We start from the raw sequence: 18,167 nt of genomic DNA on the forward strand, positions 1-18,167 counted from the left end.
ATGGGGCGACGCACCGGCTGATAACCGGCGATAGTCATCGGCCAGCCCTCTACGCTGGGCTGATGTTCTTCATCTTCGGTTTCGGGACCAAGCGGCGGAACCTCGGCCTCGGCGGGACCCGGACCTGTCCACGCTGTCACAACACGACGCAGTGGATGCGCGTGCGGGAATTCAAGCAGTTCACGGTGTTCTTCGTTCCGGTCGCGCGCTGGAAGCGCCGCACACTCGAGGTGTGCGGTATCTGCGGCACCGCGGTCGAAGCCTGAGCCGAGGCGCCGACTTCGTTCGCCGGCGCGACGCAATCCGGCGAACTCCGGTCGTCCATCGACGGCTCAGTCGAGGAACATGTCCGGGATCGGATTCGTGCAGCCGCCGTAGTCCGACAGGTCGGTCCGGCCGGATTCGATGAGTGCGCCGGCGTCGATATAGCAATTGCCGGTGTTGTACCGCGCCTCGCGGGACAGGATTTCCGCGGCGGCGTCGCCCATGATCCGTGGATCTCGCGACCGTTCCAGCAGGCCCGAACCGTCGGGCAGGTTCGCCACTGCCGAGGTCGCGATATAGGTCTGCGGCCACAGACAGTTCGCCGCGATCCCGGCGTCGGCGTACTCCGCCGCCCAGCCGAGGGTCAGCAGGGTCATACCGTATTTCGAGAGGGTGTAGGAGGGGTGGGCGCCGAGCCAGCGCGGGCTGGTGTTCAGCGGCGGCGCGACGGTCAGGATGTGCGGGTTGGGTGCCTGGCGCAGGTGGGGTAGGCAGGCGCGGGTCAGCAGGAAGGTGCCGCGCAGGTTGATCTGCTGCATCAGTTCGAACTTCTTGGTCGAGAGCCGCTCGGTGGGTTCGGTGGCGATGGCGCTGGCGTTGTTCACGCAGTAGTCGATCCGGCCGAACCGTTCCAGCGCGGTGTCGACGATCCGCTGGACATCGTCTTCGGCCCGCACATCGCCGGCCACCGCGGCCGCTTTGCCGCCGGCCGCTTCGATCTCCGCGACCGCGGTGTGCACGGTGCCCGGCAGTTTCGGATGCGGCTCGGTCGTTTTGGCCAACAGAACCACGTTCGCGCCGCGTCGGGCGGCCGAGGTGGCGATGGCGAGCCCGATACCGCGGCTGGCTCCGGATATCACCAGGGTCCGGTCGGTGAAGATCTGCTGTTCGGTCGGCATGTCACTCCTGGTCGATTACGCGTTCGCATGAAGCGGTATTGGCATTCTCATTTTCTGCAAGTATCGTATTCAACGATGAACGACGCAGTCCATACCTCCTCCGGTATCCCGCTCGATCCGGTCTACGGGCCGGCCGACCGGCGTGCCGAACCGCCCGCGCCCGGCGCGTTCCCGTTCACCCGGGGCAACTACGCCACCGGATACCGGGGACGGCTGTGGACCTTCCGGCAGTACTCGGGATTCGGCACGGCCGAAGAGTCCAACCGGCGCTATCGCTATCTGCTGGACCAGGGCGGCACCGGTCTGTCGGTCGCGCTCGACCTGCCGACCCAGTGCGGTTACGACTCCGACGATCCCGAAGTGGGGGAGGAGGTCGGCCGGGTCGGTGTCGCGGTGGACACCCTCGCCGACGCCGAGCTCCTGTTCGACGGCATCCCGCTGGACAAGATCAGCACCAGCTTCACCATCAACGGCACGGCCGCGATCCTGCTCGCCTTCTACGTCGCCGCGGCGGAGAAGAAAGGCGTGCCCCGGGAGAAGCTCACCGGCACCATCCAGAACGACATCCTGAAGGAATACGCCTCACGCGGCACCTGGATCTGGCCCCCGCAACCCTCGCTGCGGCTCATCGCCGACACCATCGAGTTCTGCGCCGCCGAGGTCCCGCGTTTCAATGCCATCTCGGTGGCCGGCGCGCATTTCCGCGACGCCGGCGCGACCGCGGTGCAGGAGATGGCGTTCACCCTCGCCGACGGTGTCACCTACTGCGATACCGTGGTCGAACGCGGTCGGATGAGTATCGAGAAGTTCGCCCCGCAGATCTCGTTCTTCTTCTACACCCACGGCGATTTCTTCGAGGAGATCGCCAAATACCGGGCCGGGCGCCGCCGCTGGGCGACCATCGTGCGCGAACGCTACGGCGCCACCACGGACAAAGCGTCGATGTTCCGTTTCGGCTGTGTGGCCGGCGGCGCCTCCCTCTACGCCCCGCAGGCGCAGAACAACCTCGTCCGCGTCGCCTACGAGGCGATGGCCGCGGTCCTCGGCGGCGTGCAGTCCATGTTCACCGCCGCCTGGGACGAACCGTTCGCCCTGCCCAGCGAGGAATCGGCGACCATGGCGCTGCGTACCCAGCAGATCCTCGCCTACGAGACCGGGGTGACCCGGGTGGCCGATCCGCTGGGCGGCTCCTATTTCGTGGAAGCGCTCACCGACAAGACCGAGGCGGCCATCGAGGAGATCATGACCGATCTGGAGAACCGGGGTGGCATGGTCCGGGCGATCGAGGACGGCCACCTGCAGGGCCTGATCGCCGACGAGGCCTACAAACTGCACCAGGACATCGAATCCGGCGCGAAACCGGTGGTCGGGGTGAACAAATTCGTCTCCGCCGAGCCGGCGCCCGAGATCACCACCTACGAACTGGATTCCGACGGCCGCGAAACCCAGTTGAAACGGCTGGCCAAGGTGAAGGCCGAACGTGACACCGCCGCCGTCCGCGAGACCCTGGCGGCGCTGTCACGCGGCGCCGAAGGAGACGACAACCTCATGCACCGCTTGATCGACTGCGCGAACGCCTACTGCACGGTGGGCGAGATGACCGCCGCCCTGAAATCGGTCTGGGGCGAATTCCAGCAGCCGGTGGTGTTCTGATGACCGCGCGGGTACTGGTCGCCAAACCCGGTCTCGACGGCCACGATCGCGGTGCCAAGATCGTCGCCCGTACCCTGCGCGACGCCGGATTCGAGGTGGTCTACACCGGGATCCGGCAGCGTATCGAGGACATCGTGTCCATCGCCGTCCAGGAGGACGTGGCGGTGGTGGGCCTGAGCATCCTCTCCGGCGCGCACGTCGCCCTGACCCAGCGCGTGGTCGACGCCTTGCGCGCGGCCGACGCCGCCGATATCGCGGTGGTGGTCGGCGGCACCATCCCGCAGGGCGATATCGAGAAACTGCGGGCCGCCGGCGCCGCCGCCGTCTTCCCGACCGGCACCCCGCTGGACGTACTCGTCACCGAGATGCGGGCGCTCACCGGAACCCCGGCGCCGCCCGCACCCTGACCCCCGGACGCCGCGTCGTCCGGGCCCGGAGCCGCCGCCGTGACGGTGGGCGGCGGCTCCACCCGAATCATGAGAGTGGAGGAATCGTGCGGATCGGCGTGATGATCGGACCCGAGCGCGGCGACACCGCGCGCAAGGCCGCCCGGATGATCGACGACATCGAATGGGCCGAAGCGGCCGGTATGGACACCGCCTGGATCCCCCAGATCCCCACGGATTTCGACGCACTGGTCACCGTGGCGCTGCTCGGCGCGGTGACCGAACGGATCGAACTCGGCACCGCGGTGGTCCCGCTCCAGGCCCAGCACCCCATCGCCCTGGCCCGCCAAGCCCTGTCCGCGCACGCGGTCGCCGGCGGCCGGCTCGCCCTCGGGGTGGGGCCGTCACACCACTGGATCGTGCAGGACATGCTCGGCCTGCCGTACGAGAAACCGGCCGCCTACACCCGCGACTACCTCGAGGTCCTGAACCCCGCCCTGAACGGTCCCGGCACCATCGAGGTGTCCAACGGGAGCTTCACCGTGCACAACCCACTCGATCTCGGCCCGGTGGCACCCCTGCCGGTCCTGGTCGCCGCGCTGGGCCCGGTCATGCTGCGCATCGCCGGCGAGCACACCGACGGCACCATCCTGTGGATGGCCGACGAACGCGCCATCGCCGACCATATCGCCCCCCGCATCACCAAAGCGGCCGCCGACGCCGGTCGCGGGGCCCCGAGAATCGTTGCCGGACTGCCCATCTGCCTGTGCGCGTCCGGCGAGATCGACACCGCCCGCGAACGCGCCAACCGCATCCTGGGCGAAGCCGAGGTCTCCCCGAACTATCAGCGCCTGCTGGAACAGGGCGACGCCCGCGATATCGGCGATATCTGCATCGCCGGCGACGAAGACGCCATCGCCGCCGGCCTACGCCGCTACGCCGAGGCCGGCGCCACCGACCTGTCCGTCCGCCTGCTGCCCATCGGCGACACCCGCGACGAACTGATCGCCTCCAAACGGCGCACCCGGGAGATGCTCGCGGAGATCGCGAAGGACCTGCGATGATGCGATACCTTCGCCTCCGCTCCGGCCTCCACGGACCGCATGAACCCGCTCCGGAGGAGCTGTCATGACGCGCCGCTGCCTTCGCTCCGCGCTCCGCGGCCCGCATGAACACGCGCCGGAGGAGCTGTCATGACGCGATACCTTCGCCTTCGCTCCGGCCTTCGCGACCCGTATCAATCTGCGCCGAAGGAGCTGCCATGATCACCGGGCCGCTGTCCGGTATCCGGGTGCTGGAGGTCGGCACGATGCTGGCCGGCCCCTACGCCACCATGATGCTCGCCGACCTGGGTGCCGAGGTGGTGAAACTCGAACCGCCGGGCGGCGATATCTCGCGCAAGGTCGGTGATTCCTATTTCGCCAGCCTCAACCGCGGCAAACGCAGTATCTGCCTGGATCTGACCGCGGAATCCGGACAGCGCCGCCTCGGTGAACTGGTCACGGATGCCCACGCGCTGCTGGTCAACCTGAAACCCTCGGCCATCCGCAAACTCGGACTCACCTACGAGGCGCTGCGCCGATACAACGACCGGATCGTCTGCGTCGCGCTCACCGGCTTCGGTCTGGACAATGGGGACGATCCCGCCTTCGACTACGTCGTCCAGGCGTCCACCGGTGTCGCCGCGCTCACCGGCGATCCCGCCGGACCGCCCACGCTGCCCGGGTATTCCTCCGCCGATAATTCCACCGGCCTGACCGCCGCGCTGGGGTTACTCGCCCAGATAGTGTCGGGGCGGGGTGGGCAGATCGATGTCTCGCTGCGCGATGTGATGTTGTCCCAGCTGAACTATCACGCGGCCGCCTACCTCGACAACGGGGTGGAACCCCAGCGCCGCCCTTTCGGCGCCCATTCGTATTACGTCCCGGCTCAGCTTTTCCCAACCGCCCAGGGGTATCTCGCACTGTTCATCACCCACGACGGGTTCTGGAAACTCTTTGCGGATGAGGCCGGGTTGGCCGGGTTCGAGACCATGGCCGAACGGGCGAGCAGCCGCGAATCGGTCCTCGGCATGGTGACCGCCGTCCTGGCCACCGATACCGCGGCGTCCTGGGAGGCGCGGTTGCGGCCGCGCGGCGTCCCCGCTGCGGCGGTGCGTACGCTGCCGGAGGCGCTGGAGGCGACCCCGGAGATGGTCATACAGGCGGGGGAACACCGGCTCGTCGGCTCGTCGATACATGCGGCCGGGTGGATCCCGGATTACCGCCCGCCACCCGGCCTGGGCGAATACGACGCTGCCGCGGACGACTGAACAGCGGCGACGCAGAAGCCGATAAGGGCACAACGAGTTGATGGCCGGGGCGGTTCAGCGGTCACTGTCGAGACCATCGACCAGCTATCGACCAGCTGCGGAGACTGGTATCGTCCGACGAATCAGCTCGGCAGGAACGGAAGGGGGGCCGGGTGACGAGTCCACTTCGGGTCGATATCGATGTGTTGACCAAAACGGTAACAGCGCTGAGGAATTCACAGCAGATTCTCGAGGACGCGTTGAAGGCGATGGCTGATGTGGGCGCCGCGAGCATCGGCACACAGACGCTCGATGACGCCGCGGATAGTTTTCAGCGTCGGTGGCGTTTCGGGGTCCAGCGCATCGGTGAACTGTCCCGCACCACCGCCGACGGCGTGGATCAATGCCTTGCCGCCTATCAAGCAGTCGACAACGCCACGGCCACCGCCCTCGGTCAGGTCAACCAGACCCCGGTCGGCACCGGTGACCAGGGCCGGCCGTGACCGACAACCCGTTTCCGAATCTCGGTTACAACCCTGTTCCCGGCGTCCCCGACGATGTTGCCGGCCTGAGTAATCGGATCAAGACCGCCGCCGACGCGGTCCGTGAAACCAACGATCTACTGGCCCGGCTGCGCAATAGCAACGACGAGGTGTGGCGAGGCGAGGCCGGTGATGCGTTCCGGAGCCATTTCGACGCCACCCTGGCCCAAGACCTGGGCTATGCCCAGAGTTCGCTGGAACGTGCTGTGACGGTCCTCGGGGAATGGAACACCGCCCTCGCCGGATTCCGTGACCAGGCCAAGGCGCTGGATCAGGAAGCCGGGGTCGCCGCCGCGGAGGTGAACAAGGCCTTCGCCGAGGTCCAGGCCGCGAACGCCAATCCCGACCTCGGCCTGGCGAATCAGCAGTTCGACGATCCCGCCGCGCTGCAGGCGGCGCAGACCCGGCTCAATGCTGCCACCGCACGGGTGAACGCGGCCAACACCGCGCTGCTCAACTGGCTGGGCACCCAGGACTCGATCGCCGCTCGCGTCCGCGACCTGGCCACCGAGCACGAGAACGTCGCCAAACGGATTGCCTCCGAACTCGACGCCGCAGCCAAGGATTTCGCGCCGAGTGAACCGGACAAGAGCATCTGGGACAAGATCCAGGACGCGATCGGATCGATCGGCGACTGGATCGATGAGCACCGGGAGGGTATCCATACCGCACTCTCCACCACCGCATCGGTCGCGGGCCTGCTCGCATTGGTCACACCACCCCCGTTTTCCGCAATCGCGCTCGGGGTGTCCCTGGTTGCGGGGGCCGGCGCGCTCACCCTCGATTTCACCGATCCGCAGATGCGCGAGGACCTCATGTCCGGCGACTCGAAGGCGTGGCTGACAGTGGGCGGCGATGCCTTCAGCGTGCTTCCCGGTGCCAGCGGCCTGGCCAAGACGGCATGGGCGGGGTTGCGGGGCGTGGACGATCTCGGCCGGATGGAGGGCATGCTGAGCACCTGGAGCGCGAGCGCGCACGATCCCGGCCTGATTGCGAATATGGTTGCCAAGGGAGCCGATCCGGCGCTGGCCGGCGTCGCGCTGAACAGTACACCGGAAATCGCCGGTACTACCTATCGATTACTGCAGGTGGCCGATATGGCCAACACCCCCGGTATTCCCAGCACCGCGCCGGTCATCGCAATCCTGACCAGGGCTGGAGGGACTGCGCAGAAGCTGGCCGGCCTGGGTGGGCAGGAGTAGCGCCGCGATGCCGAAGGATAAGCTCCGTCCCGCCCCGGCCATCGGTATCGAGATCCCGTCCGGATACAACGAAATTCCGCTCGGCGACCTCGAAACTCTCATACAGACCGCCGCTCCGGTGATCACCGCATCCGTTCCCGACCGGATGCGCGACGACGTACCGAATGTGCTCGGAACACTGCATTTCCTGCTGGCCACACTGACCGCGAACAATGCCCTGTACAGCGGTATCGGTTTGCACCGCACCGGGGAAGGGGAATCCGAGCGGGCGGCCGTCTCCTGGCTGACCGTTTCCTCGTTCGACTACGGCGAAGAACGCAACCCGAGACTTGTGCTCAGTGAACTGATCAACGCCAAAGCCGAGAAGAATTCACGGGGGAAACTCGCGATTGTCGAAGGTCCGGCCGCCCCGATCCTCTATTTCGAGTGGACCGAGAAACATCCGGCACCGACGGTCGCGAGCTATCCGGCGACAGCCGATCCACCGGAAGTGTTCCAGATCGAAGCGACAGTACCTTCCGGAGACGGCACGTCGATCGCCGTGCTGGAACTGTCGACCGCCGACCCCGAAACCGGGCCACAGTACCGCCGAATGATCCTCGACATGGCAGCGTCGGTAACCTTCCCCCAGCCGTCACCCGACATCGAGAGTTCCAGTCTTGCGCTCTGAGGAAACATCACATCGACACAGCGCGGCACTTCACCGCGACAACGCCGGGGCGGACACGACAGTGGACCTGGACAAGCGTTCGGCACAGCGCGCGGGACGGAGACGACCCGCTGCCCCCGTAAAGAAAACCACGGATTTCGATTTCCTGAGGGCCGGCTGGGCACGACCACCCCACCTTCCGGACGGGTTCAGGCGCACCTTGGTCGCTATCGCGTATCTACTGGACATGCTGTTGCATATCGCGGTGGGCCTGGCGGTGTGGAACGACTTCGCGCAGTCCCCGCAACCACCGTGGCATCCGATCATGTCGGGTGTTCTCGCCGGTGTCGCTGCCTCGTTCGTCCACCGCATATTCGTCCAGCGACTGATCCGGACCACTCTCGGTAAGGCTCTGTTCGGCCTCCGGCTACGGCAGGAGGACGGCTCCTATCCGACGCTGTGGCGGCTGATCAAACAGTGGTTCGTGGGGGCCTTCCTCACGGTGGCAACACCGCTGCAGATACTCGGCTGATGTCCAACTCGACCACGTGGCCCGCGGACACGCGCCGCTTGCCCACCCGCTCCCGGATGGCTCGCAGCGTTACAGCGGTCAGGCTTACCGAGATCCCACTACTCGTCACCGGGAGAGAATTCGGTATCCACCGAGTCGATATGGAATTCGAAATGCTGAATATGGACCGAGGTGCAGTGTGCCGGGACAGCTGCTCGATACCCCGCCCACGCACTCTCGAGTGCGCCTGTCGGCGTAGTGAGGATGTCCGGGCCGGACTTCTATGGCGAAGGCGGAGAGCTACTCTCCGGTGCGGGGTCATTCGCGGCGGACCGTTCCCGGGAAACATTATTACCGCCGGCAACCGTCGAGCAGGAGGCGAACGGTGAGACGCGCGTCGTAGTTCGGGTCCACCATCTCCGCGCCCGCGCAGATATCGCCGATAGCGCGCATGAGCTGGTAGGCGGTGACCTCGTCGGTGACCTCGCCCGCGTTCCGGGCGGCCGCGAGCAGGTCGTCGAGCACCGGCACGAGTCGATCGATGAACAATCCGTGCAGGGCGGTGAAGCCTTCGGGATCGGCGCGCATTGCGGCGCCGAGCCCGTGCTTGGTCACCAGGAAGTCCGCGAAGAGATCCACCCACCCACGCAGTGCGGCCAACGGTGAGGTCGATGTCGCGAGCAGCGTGGGCCCGGCCTCGGCGCAGGCGTCGACCTGGTGCCGGTAGACGGCCGTGACGAGGTCCGCCCGCGTGGGGAAGTGCCGGTAGATCGTGCCCATCCCGACGCCCGCGGCAGCGGCGATCCGGCGTACCGGGGCGTCCACCCCGTGCGTGACGAACACCGAGGCCGCGGCATCGAGCAGCGCCTGCTCATTGCGTCGCGCGTCGGCACGCTTGGCCGAGCTCTCGGCGGCCGGTTTCTCCTTGTCGCCCGTACCCAAGCGACACCCCTTTCTCGGATCGCACTTGTCAACCGGAGCGCCGCTCCGTATATTCGGAGCAGCGCTCCACTTGTGAGTGTATCCGCCGCCTACGCGACCCGAAGCCATGCTGCCGCGGAAAAGAGCGCGCACCGCAATCGAAGGGAACTTCCATGCCCGCACCCGATATGGCCGCCCCGAGCGCCATACCCGCCCTCACCATGCCGATCATCAGCGTGAAACCGGTCGTGCTGCCCGCTCGGGAACGTGGCGACGACCTGCAGGTGCGCGTCACCGCACCCACCGCCGGCACCGGCCTCCCGGTCATCGTGTTCGCCCACGGTTTCGGCGAGTCGATGTCCTCCTACGATCCGCTGGTCGACTTCTGGGCGAGCAACGGTTTCGTCGTCGTCCAGCCGACCTTCCTCGATTCACGAACCCTCGGCCTCACTCCTGCCGATCCCCGCCACCCGGACATCTGGCGAATCCGGGTTCGGGATGTCACACACGTGCTCGACGAGCTGGATCACGTCGCCGCCGCGATCGTAGGACTCGGTGATCGCATCGACCGCGACCGCATTGCTGTCGCGGGACACTCCTGGGGCGGGCAGACCGCGGGCATGCTGCTCGGCGCACGTGTGCTCGACGCCGACGGACAACCGGGGCCCGATATGACCGACCCTCGTGTGAAGGCCGGCGTACTCCTCGCCACGACGGGCATCGCCGGCGAGGACCTGACTCCATTCGCCGCGGCGAATTTCCCCTTCATGCGCCCCGACTTCGACGGCCTGACCACGCCGGCCCTCGTAGTAGCGGGCGATCACGACCAGTCCCACCTCTCGACGCGCGGCCCCGACTGGTTCACCGACGTCTACACCTACGGCCCCGGTGCCCACAGCCTGCTCACCGTGTTCGGGGGCGAGCATTCGCTCGGCGGAATCCACGCCTACCGCGCCGCGGACACCACCGACGAGAGCCCCGAGCGCGTGGCGCTCATCCGGGAGGCTGCCTGGGCCTATCTGCGCAGCGCACTCGGGATCGACGACACAGCATGGAAGCAGACGCAGAGCGACCTCGCCCAGGCTGCCGACCCGGCCGGGCGCATCGACAGCAAGTGAAAGCACGGGCTGACAGGCACACCGGAGCTGCGTCGTCCAGGCGGCCGGTCCCGGCTCGTAGCCGCCCTTCGAGCCGAATTCTCCGGTTGGGAAGGCGGTATCCGGAGGTCCGCCGCCGGGCGGTACGACGCGGCAGTGTACTTCGGACCGACTTGGCTGGACGGGTTCCAGCAGGGAATGGCGCTTGTCTGGGCGCGTCTGCCGGTCGGTCCCGGTGGTGGCGCGGCGGGTGGCCATATCTGTGCGGAGGGAAAGCGAGTGGCCGGGGAGTTGAGTCCCTACCTGCCCGCATGACGATATACAACTCCGCTCGTCCTGCTCGGTGTCGGATCGTTCCGGCGGGTGCGACGCCGGTCGCGGGAGGTCGCCCACCTGCGCAGCGGATTGGTGGGTGTGCGGGATTCCAAGAACCCCACCGGCCCGGCCCTGGTTTTCGGACCGGGGGAGTGGGATGCCTTCACCGCCGAGGTACGCACCGGCGAATTCGAATAGCAACGCCCGTGCGCCGGACAGTGACCGCGGCATCGGAAATGTCGCGGCTACTGTCCGAGTGGGGTGCAGGAAATCGGCCGCTACCGGGCTGCGGCTGAGTGCTTGGTGTTCCGATATAGCGGGTCCGAGGACTGGGTGACCTCCCCGGCCGGGTCGACCGGCGGAAGTGGAAAGCACCCATTTCCAGCACTGGCGGGTGCGCGTGGACCCCGGTACCGTGCCCATGTTCCAGATCGGCCGTGCGCGCCTCGAACGGCGAACCGGGATTACTTCGACGAGGTGAGAAGAGATGGATGGACTTCGGACCGTTGTACTGATCGCGGCCACTGCGGCCACCGGTCTGATGGCAGGGGTGTTCGGTATCTACGCGGTAGCGATCATGCCCGGCCTGCGGGCCACCGACGACCGCACCTTCATCGGCGCGTACCAGGCAATCGACCGCGCGATCATCAATCCGCTCTTCCTGGCCACCTTTCTGGGTGCGCTGATCCTGTCGATCGCGGCGGCGCTGCTGAATCTCGGCGGCGACAGCCGGTCGGTGTTGTACTGGGCGGGGACCGCGGCCCTGCTGTACCTGGTGGCGGTGGTGATCACCTTCACCGTGCATCTGCCACTGAACGATGCGTTGAAGGCCGCGGGCGCGCCTGCCGAGCTGGCAGATCCGGCAGCGGTACGAGAAGCGTTCGCCGAGGCGCGGTGGGCGGCCTGGAACATCGTGCGCGCAGTGACGAGCACGGCGGCGTTCGTCTGCCTGGGCTGGGCACTGGTGATGTGGGGGAAGGCTCAGGCCGTGAGCTGACCGCCGCGGACCGAAAGGCCGTTTCGGCCGGCCGAGGTGGACGGGGCACGGAGGCTCGGGCACTGTCTCGGCCGGAGGGCATTCGTTCCCCTCAGCGGGTGGCTGCCCGCCGGACGGATTCGCGTACCACGGCCGTCGTTGCGGTGGTGACGATATCGTCGACCCATTCCGGAATCGGGGCTGCTCGCGCGATGAAGTCGCGGACCATGCCGTACGGGATGGCCTTGACCGTAGCGCTCGCGATGTCCATAGCGTGTTCATCGGCGGTGCCGAATTGTGTGGTGACGGCAGCGCGCAGCGCGGCGTTCATATCGTCGTTCACCGTGGCGATCGCGGCGCGCAGGTCGTCGGGTCCGGTCTCGAGCAGTTCCTCGCGATGGAACATTTTCATCGCGCGTGCTTCGGTCGGGTGGTCGCGGCAATAACGCGGCAGGTACGCCGCGGCGGCGAGCAACGGGTCGGGACCGTTCAGCGCATGGATGAGGCCGGTCTGGAATCGACGGATCGAACGCAGCCAGAGTCGGGCGAGTAGTTCGTCGCGAGAGGCGAAACGCAGGTAGATCGACCCGGTGGGTATTCCGGACGCGGTGCTGATCGCCGCTATCGTCGGCCGGCCGATCGCCGGATCGGCCAGTAGATCGCGGGCCGCGTCCAGGATCTGATCGTCGGTGAAACGCCGGGGTCTTGCCACGGTGACAGCCTAGGGCATAGTTTTAGAATATGAATTCAATAACTGGGTTCCCGGTAGTCGGCAGCATGCTCACATTCATCGGTGCCGCTCACACCGCGCTGGGCGTCGTCATGTGGATGACTCGAGATCAGGACATGGCGCTGTCGTTCTGGTTCACCGCGTTCGGTGTCGCGGGAGCCGGTCTCGGAGTCGCGGTGATCGAGGTGGAACGGGCCCGCGGCTACGTCACCGCGCCGATTCTTGCCGCTACAGCGGTACTGGTGGTTTTCGGGCTCGCCTTCGAGCCCGTATCGGGATTCCTCACTGTGCTCATACCGCTCGCTGTCGGTGTCCGCCGCTGGATCGGCAGGCGGAAGACCGCCCCCGCCCTGGCGTAAGGGCGTTTGCGCTCGAAGCGCAGGCTGTCGGTCTGCTCGAGCGTGGAGATCCGAAGTTCATCCGGCGGTCGGTGCGCGACTCCGAGCGAATCCTACGGACTCTGGATGAATTGGGGGCACACCGAAGAGAACCTGCCGCGACTGAAGAGAATCCCGGCCCCCTTTCAACATATATCGCACAGGGGGACTTGCGGCAAGACCCCGGGCATGGCGCAAAATCTCCGGTCGAAGGCCAGGACCTGCGAAAACGCGGGACTCGAGCGGTGTGTGGACCGTGTGAGCGTCTGGTGTAACTCCGAGCTCTCGGTGGATGGGGTGGCTTGTGTTCGATGTGATCATTGCCGGCGGTGGCCCGACCGGTTCGATGCTGGCCGGGGAGCTGCGCCTGCACGGTGTCCGTGTGCTCGTACTGGAGAAGGAGGTGCGACCACCCGCGTTCGTCCGTTCGCTGGGCCTGCATGTGCGCAGTATCGAGGTGATGGATCAGCGCGGTCTGCTCGACCGGTTTCTCGCGCGCGGCCGCAAGCACCCGCTCGGGGGCTTCTTCGCCGGTATCGCCAAGCCCTCACCGGAAGGGCTGGACAGCGCACATGCCTACGTGCTCGGTATCCCGCAGACCGTCACCGAGCCACTGCTGGCCGAGCGCGCCGCCGAACTCGGGGCGGAGATCCGGCGGGGCAGCGAGGTGGCCGGGCTGAGTCAGGACGAGCGCGGGGTGGATGTCGAACTGGCCGACGGTACGCGCTTGCGCGCGCGGTACCTCGTGGGTTGCGATGGCGGCCGCAGTACGGTGCGCAAACTGCTCGGTGTCGATTTCCCGGGTGAACCGTCCTACAACGACACGCTGGTGGGCGAAATGGAGGTGACCGCGGACCCGGCCACGATCGCCACCACCGTCGCCGAGATTCGTAAGACGCAACTGCGTTTCGGCTTGGGTCCGCTCGGCGACAGGGTGTATCGCGTCGTCGTACCCGCGGCCGAGGTAGCCGAGGATCGTTCGGCTGCGCCGACACTCGAAGAGTTCTCGCGGCAACTGCGGGTGTTCGCCGGCACCGACTTCGGTGTGCATTCGCCGCGGTGGCTGTCTCGTTTCGGCGATGCCACCCGGTTGGCCGAGCGGTACCGGGTCGGGCGGGTGCTGCTGGCCGGCGACGCGGCCCACATCCATCCGCCGATGGGCGGCCAGGGGCTCAATCTCGGCATCCAGGACGCGTTCAACCTCGGCTGGAAACTGGCCGCCGAGATCAACTGCTGGGCGCCGGCGGGGTTGCTGGACAGCTATGAGAGCGAACGGCGGCCCGTGGCCGCCGACGTGCTCGACAACACTCGTGCCCAGGCGGAGTTGATGTCCACCGAACCCGGTCCGCAGGCGGTGCGCCGGCTGCTGTCGGAATTGATGGACTTCGAGGAGGTGAACCGCTACCTGATCGAGAAGATCGTCGCGATCGGCATCCGGTACGACTTCGGGGAGGGGCACGATCTGCTCGGCCGACGCCTGCGTGACGTGCGATTGGGGCGCGGCCGCCTCTACGAGTTGATGCACGCGGGTCGCGGCCTGCTGCTCGACCGGACCGGTCGGCTCTCGGTCACCGGGTGGACGGATCGGATCGACCACGTCGTCGATGGCGGTGCGGAACTCGACGTACCCGCTGTGCTGCTCCGCCCTGACGGCCACGTCGCATGGGTCGGCGAGGAGCAGCGGGATCTGCTCGAACAATTGCCGCGCTGGTTCGGCGCGGCCGGCGCGTATCGGGCAGAGCAGTCACCTCTTCCGGCAAGTTCCGGCCGGTCGGGGTAGGCCGTACTGTGCGTCCGGATCCGCCACTGTGGGGTGGTCCGGTGTCGGAATGCGGCGTAAACGTGCGGATGACGTGGTCGTAGGCCGACGGCGGTCGACGATTGTCGCCATGGGACACGACATCAACGGATTTCACCACGTCGGGATCGTCAATCGCGATCTGGACACCATGGAGGCGACGTATCGGTCGTTCGGGTTCACCCTGAGCCCACGGTCGCGGCATATGTTGTCCGAGCGTCCGGGAGCCCCACTGACGGCGGGATGTACAGCCAATATGTGTGCGCTGTTCGGTGATTCGTATATCGAGCTGCTCGGCATCGTGGACGACTCCGCCCCCGACCCGTGGCATACCAAGCAGATGGTGGAGCAGCACGAAGGGCTGCGGATTCTCAGCTTCGAGACCGCGGATGCGGAGGGTACCGACGCGCGACTGGGCGCGGCCGGGCTGCGGACTTCCGGGGTGCTGGATCTCGAGCGGCCGGTCGACACCGAGGACGGCCCGGCGGTGTTGCGGGCCCGGTCGGTCCATCTGGATCCGCGCTCGACGGCCGAGGGTTATATCGGTGTCGCCCAGCACCTCACCCGTGAATACGTTCTGCAACCGCGTTATCTGACCCACCCGAACGGTGCCCTCGGGTTGAACGCTTTGCTGATCGTCGTCGCCGACGCCGAACTCGACGCCGTCGTAGGGCGCTATCAGCATGTTCTCGGCGTCACGCCGGAGACCGCCGGTCCAGCGACCGTCCTGAGCCGCGGCAATGCGCGCATCGAGATCGTATCCGCGTCGGCTGCACCGGAGGTGCTGCCGGGTGAGACCGCGCCGGCGCCGTCGTATCTGGCGGCGCTGACCGTTGTGGTCGACGATATCGGCCGGGCCCGGAAATGCGTCGAGGAAGCGGGCACCGAGACGCGGACCACTGGCACCGGATTCTTCGTTTCCGGCCGGGACGCGTGCGGTTGCGGGCTGTTCTTCGGCGCGGCGCGATGATCGTCGACACCACCGGTGGCAAGGTCCGGGGAACCACGTCCGGCCCGGTTACCGCATTTCGGGGGATCCCCTATGCCCGCGCCGCCCGGTTCGCGCCACCGGCGGCCGTATCGCCTCGGGCGGGGGTCCTCGATGCCGTGCGACCCGGCCCGGCGGCGCCTCAATTGCCCTCACGGCTGGCCGCGGTGATGGGTGATGTCGAGGTCGCGCAAGCCGAGGATTGTCTGACACTGAATGTCTGGACGCCGCCGGGTGGAGGCTCCCGGGCGGTGCTCGTCTTCCTGCACGGTGGCGGATTCGTCAGCGGGTCCGGGGGACTGCCCTGGTACGACGGTGCCGAATTGGCGGCCCGCGCAGACATTGTGGTGGTGACCGTCAATTATCGGTTGGGTGTCCTGGGATTCCTGTACCTGCCGGGGGTGAGCCCCGGCAATCTCGGGCTGCTCGACCAACTGGCCGCACTGCGTTGGGTCCACGACAATATCGAGGGGTTCGGCGGGGATCCCGGCGCGGTGACGGTCGCCGGTCAGTCCGCGGGGGCGCTGTCGATCCTGACCTTGCTCGCGGGCGAGCGCGCGAACGGTCTGTTCCGGCGAGCCGTACTGCAGAGCACCCCGGCGGGAATGAACGCACTGACAACGGACGAGGCCGAAAGTATCGGTGCGCTGGTACTGGAGGAGCTCGCCATCGCACCGCGTGACGCCGGTCGGCTCGCCGACGTGCCGGTCACCGCGCTCCTCACTGCGCAGTCGACGGTCATGCGACGAACCGCCGACCCTGCCGAACCCGTTCCTCCATTCCGCTTGGTCGCCGACGGCGACCTGGTTTCCGCCGATCCGATTACCGCAGTGGGAATGAACGGCGGTGAGGTCGAATTGATGATCGGCACCACACGCGACGAGGCGGCCGCTTTCACTCCCGGCGAGCCGGCGCGGGTGCGGGCGGTGACCGAGCGGCTGTTCGCGGGGCCCACACGCCGACTCGCGCTGCTGCTCGCGCGACGCAATGCACCGTGGGTCTATCGATTCGACTGGTCGCCTCCGGAGAGCCGGTTCGGTGCGTGCCATTGCCTCGAACTGCCTTTCGTTTTCGGCAATTCCGCTGCCTGGCAGCACGCGCCGATGCTGAGTGGACGACACCCGGCCCGCCTCACCGACCGGGTCATGGGTGCGTGGGCCGATTTCGTTCGGGAGGGCGCCCCGGGCTGGGCGCGTGGCACCACCCACCTGTTCGGCGCCGAGTTGGCACCACCGGACCTCGGCTGAAAACCGGCTGTCGGCCGGGCACGACTGCGTCTATTCGCCGATATCGCACCGGTATGGTGCCTAGGATTCGTCCGGTGACGCATTCCGACCAGCTATCGCCCCGGGCCACGCGCAGCTCACCGACCGGTACCGACGGCCCACGGATCCCGCTGTATGTACCGGAGTTCGCGGTCGATCCGCACAGCACCTATCGCGCGATGCGGGAACAGTACGGCTCGCTGGTTCCGGTGGAGGTAGCTCCGGGCGTGCCCGCGACACTGGTGATCGGCTATTACACCGCGCTGCGTATCTTCGGTGATCCGGACCATTTCCCGGCCGATCCGCGTATGTGGCAGCGCGATATTCCCGCGGATTGCCCGGTACTGCCGCTCATGCAGTGGCGGCCGAACGCGCGGCGCAACGACGGCCGCGAACACGCGCGTTACCGGCAGGCCATCGTCGCGGGGCTGGCCGAGGTCGACCCGTTCGGCCTGCACGCGACCGTGGAGCAGATAGCTGTTCCGCTGATCAACTCCTTCTGCGGCGACGGATCCGCGGACCTGATCCGGCAGTACGCGTTTCCGCTCACCTTCGCGGTGCTGAACGCGATGTTGGGCTGCCCCACCGAGATCGCGCAGCGGGCCGCGACCGGTATGGCGGCGATGTTCGAGGGCGTCGGCGCGGAGGAGGGCGCCCAGATGCTGATGAAATCGCTGGCGGATCTGGTCGAACTCAAACGTGCCGAACCCGGTGATGATGTGACGACACGGATGATGCGGCATTCGAGCGCATTGACCGAGCCCGAGCTCATGAACCAGGTGGGCACGCTCTACGGGGCCGGTATCGAACCGCTGCAGAATCTGATCGTCAACGCGCTGCGACTGATGCTCACCGACGAGCAGTTCGGTGAGCGGGCGCTCGACGGAAGCCTGTCCACTCGGGACGCTCTGGACGAGGTGCTGTTCAACGATCCGCCGATGGCGAATTTCTGCTTCACGTTCCCGAAACAGCCGATTCTCATCGACGGTGTTTGGCTGCCGGCCCATCAGCCCGTAATCATCAGTATGGCCGCTTGTAACACCGATCCGGTGATCGGGACGAACCAGCATGCGGGCAACCGCGCGCATCTGGCCTTCGGTGGGGGGCCGCACGTCTGTCCGGCGAGTTCGCTGGCCTACCTGATCGCGCAGGATGCCATCGACCAGCTACTCGACGGCCTACCCGAGATCCGGCTGGCGGTGCCGGCCGATGAGCTGACCTGGCGTACAGGTGCGTTCCATCGCGCGTTGACCGCGCTACCCGTCGTCTTTCCGCCGTCACCCCCGCTGTGGCCGGTATAGCCG

The 18,167-nt window shown here is 67.0% G+C and carries 20 protein-coding genes; 17 read left to right on the top strand and 3 right to left on the bottom strand.

Annotated features, from left to right (window positions below; translation table 11 throughout):
* Window positions 1-62 precede the first annotated feature (62 nt).
* Window positions 63-266, top strand: coding sequence for a zinc-ribbon domain-containing protein (locus NS4_RS08035; protein ID WP_063058862.1), 204 nt, complete (start codon window positions 63-65; stop codon window positions 264-266).
* A 66-nt stretch (window positions 267-332) separates the two neighbouring features.
* Here NS4_RS08035 and NS4_RS08040 read toward each other — a convergent pair whose 3' ends face one another.
* Complete coding sequence (locus tag NS4_RS08040; RefSeq protein ID WP_063058863.1) at window positions 333-1,163, bottom strand: SDR family oxidoreductase; 831 nt, start codon at window positions 1,161-1,163, stop codon at window positions 333-335.
* Window positions 1,164-1,238: 75 nt separating this feature from the next.
* On the opposite strand from NS4_RS08040, the gene NS4_RS08045 reads away from it, so the two are divergent.
* The 8 genes from NS4_RS08045 (at window position 1,239) to NS4_RS08080 (ending at window position 8,417) form a co-directional block, all read left to right on the top strand.
* Complete coding sequence (locus NS4_RS08045; RefSeq protein ID WP_063058864.1) at window positions 1,239-2,816, top strand: methylmalonyl-CoA mutase family protein; 1,578 nt, start codon at window positions 1,239-1,241, stop codon at window positions 2,814-2,816.
* The gene (locus NS4_RS08050; RefSeq protein ID WP_063058865.1) at window positions 2,816-3,223 is read left to right on the top strand and encodes a cobalamin-dependent protein; all 408 of its coding nucleotides are present in this window, start codon (window positions 2,816-2,818) and stop codon (window positions 3,221-3,223) included. Before NS4_RS08045 ends, NS4_RS08050 begins: the two co-directional genes overlap by 1 nt.
* Window positions 3,224-3,309: 86 nt before the next feature.
* Complete coding sequence (locus NS4_RS08055) at window positions 3,310-4,266, top strand: LLM class F420-dependent oxidoreductase (RefSeq protein WP_063058866.1); 957 nt, start codon at window positions 3,310-3,312, stop codon at window positions 4,264-4,266.
* Window positions 4,267-4,463: 197 nt separating this feature from the next.
* Window positions 4,464-5,513, top strand: a complete 1,050-nt coding sequence (locus NS4_RS08060) for a CaiB/BaiF CoA transferase family protein (RefSeq protein WP_063058867.1) — start codon at window positions 4,464-4,466, stop codon at window positions 5,511-5,513.
* Window positions 5,514-5,665: 152 nt separating this feature from the next.
* Complete coding sequence (locus tag NS4_RS08065; RefSeq protein WP_063058868.1) at window positions 5,666-5,995, top strand: hypothetical protein; 330 nt, start codon at window positions 5,666-5,668, stop codon at window positions 5,993-5,995.
* Window positions 5,992-7,236, top strand: a complete 1,245-nt coding sequence (locus tag NS4_RS08070) for a hypothetical protein (protein ID WP_063058869.1) — start codon at window positions 5,992-5,994, stop codon at window positions 7,234-7,236. The genes NS4_RS08065 and NS4_RS08070 overlap by 4 nt, the downstream gene beginning before the upstream one ends.
* A 7-nt stretch (window positions 7,237-7,243) precedes the next feature.
* The gene (locus tag NS4_RS08075; protein ID WP_063058870.1) at window positions 7,244-7,906 is read left to right on the top strand and encodes a hypothetical protein; all 663 of its coding nucleotides are present in this window, start codon (window positions 7,244-7,246) and stop codon (window positions 7,904-7,906) included.
* A gap of 199 nt (window positions 7,907-8,105) precedes the next feature.
* Window positions 8,106-8,417, top strand: a complete 312-nt coding sequence (locus NS4_RS08080) for an RDD family protein (protein WP_063058871.1) — start codon at window positions 8,106-8,108, stop codon at window positions 8,415-8,417.
* A gap of 330 nt (window positions 8,418-8,747) precedes the next feature.
* Here NS4_RS08080 and NS4_RS08085 read toward each other — a convergent pair whose 3' ends face one another.
* The gene (locus tag NS4_RS08085) at window positions 8,748-9,338 is read right to left on the bottom strand and encodes a TetR/AcrR family transcriptional regulator (protein ID WP_063058872.1); all 591 of its coding nucleotides are present in this window, start codon (window positions 9,336-9,338) and stop codon (window positions 8,748-8,750) included.
* Window positions 9,339-9,490: 152 nt separating this feature from the next.
* Here NS4_RS08085 and NS4_RS08090 point away from each other — a divergent pair, with 152 nt between their 5' ends.
* From NS4_RS08090 to NS4_RS08095, 3 genes are all read left to right on the top strand, one after another.
* On the top strand, window positions 9,491-10,435 hold the full coding sequence (locus NS4_RS08090; RefSeq protein WP_063058873.1) for an alpha/beta hydrolase family protein: 945 nt from the start codon (window positions 9,491-9,493) through the stop codon (window positions 10,433-10,435).
* 342 nt (window positions 10,436-10,777) lie between these two features.
* Entirely contained in the window at window positions 10,778-10,927 is a 150-nt protein-coding gene (locus NS4_RS31360; RefSeq protein ID WP_439955766.1) for a DUF397 domain-containing protein, read from the top strand.
* A gap of 289 nt (window positions 10,928-11,216) precedes the next feature.
* Window positions 11,217-11,726: an anthrone oxygenase family protein gene (locus tag NS4_RS08095; protein ID WP_063058874.1), complete on the top strand. Its 510-nt coding sequence runs from the start codon at window positions 11,217-11,219 to the stop codon at window positions 11,724-11,726.
* Window positions 11,727-11,817: 91 nt separating this feature from the next.
* Here the strand turns inward: NS4_RS08095 and NS4_RS08100 are convergent, their stop codons facing one another.
* Entirely contained in the window at window positions 11,818-12,417 is a 600-nt protein-coding gene (locus NS4_RS08100) for a TetR/AcrR family transcriptional regulator (RefSeq protein WP_063058875.1), read from the bottom strand.
* Window positions 12,418-12,446: 29 nt separating this feature from the next.
* Between NS4_RS08100 and NS4_RS08105 the strand changes: the two genes are divergently transcribed.
* From NS4_RS08105 to NS4_RS08125, 5 genes are all read left to right on the top strand, one after another.
* Entirely contained in the window at window positions 12,447-12,794 is a 348-nt protein-coding gene (locus tag NS4_RS08105) for a DUF6463 family protein (RefSeq protein ID WP_063058876.1), read from the top strand.
* 322 nt (window positions 12,795-13,116) lie between these two features.
* Window positions 13,117-14,592, top strand: a complete 1,476-nt coding sequence (gene rox / locus NS4_RS08110) for a rifampin monooxygenase (protein ID WP_063058877.1) — start codon at window positions 13,117-13,119, stop codon at window positions 14,590-14,592.
* Window positions 14,593-14,701: 109 nt separating this feature from the next.
* Window positions 14,702-15,580 (top strand): VOC family protein, encoded by an 879-nt coding sequence (locus NS4_RS08115; RefSeq protein ID WP_218020320.1) that lies wholly within the window; start codon window positions 14,702-14,704, stop codon window positions 15,578-15,580.
* A complete protein-coding gene (locus tag NS4_RS08120; RefSeq protein WP_063058879.1) occupies window positions 15,577-16,845 on the top strand; it encodes a carboxylesterase family protein in 1,269 nt (422 codons plus the stop codon). Before NS4_RS08115 ends, NS4_RS08120 begins: the two co-directional genes overlap by 4 nt.
* Window positions 16,846-16,919: 74 nt before the next feature.
* Window positions 16,920-18,164 (top strand): cytochrome P450 family protein, encoded by a 1,245-nt coding sequence (locus tag NS4_RS08125; RefSeq protein ID WP_063058880.1) that lies wholly within the window; start codon window positions 16,920-16,922, stop codon window positions 18,162-18,164.
* Window positions 18,165-18,167: the final 3 nt, after the last annotated feature.

The organism is Nocardia sienata NBRC 100364, assembly GCF_001613205.1.
GTDB classification, from domain to species: Bacteria; Actinomycetota; Actinomycetes; order Mycobacteriales; family Mycobacteriaceae; genus Nocardia; species Nocardia sienata.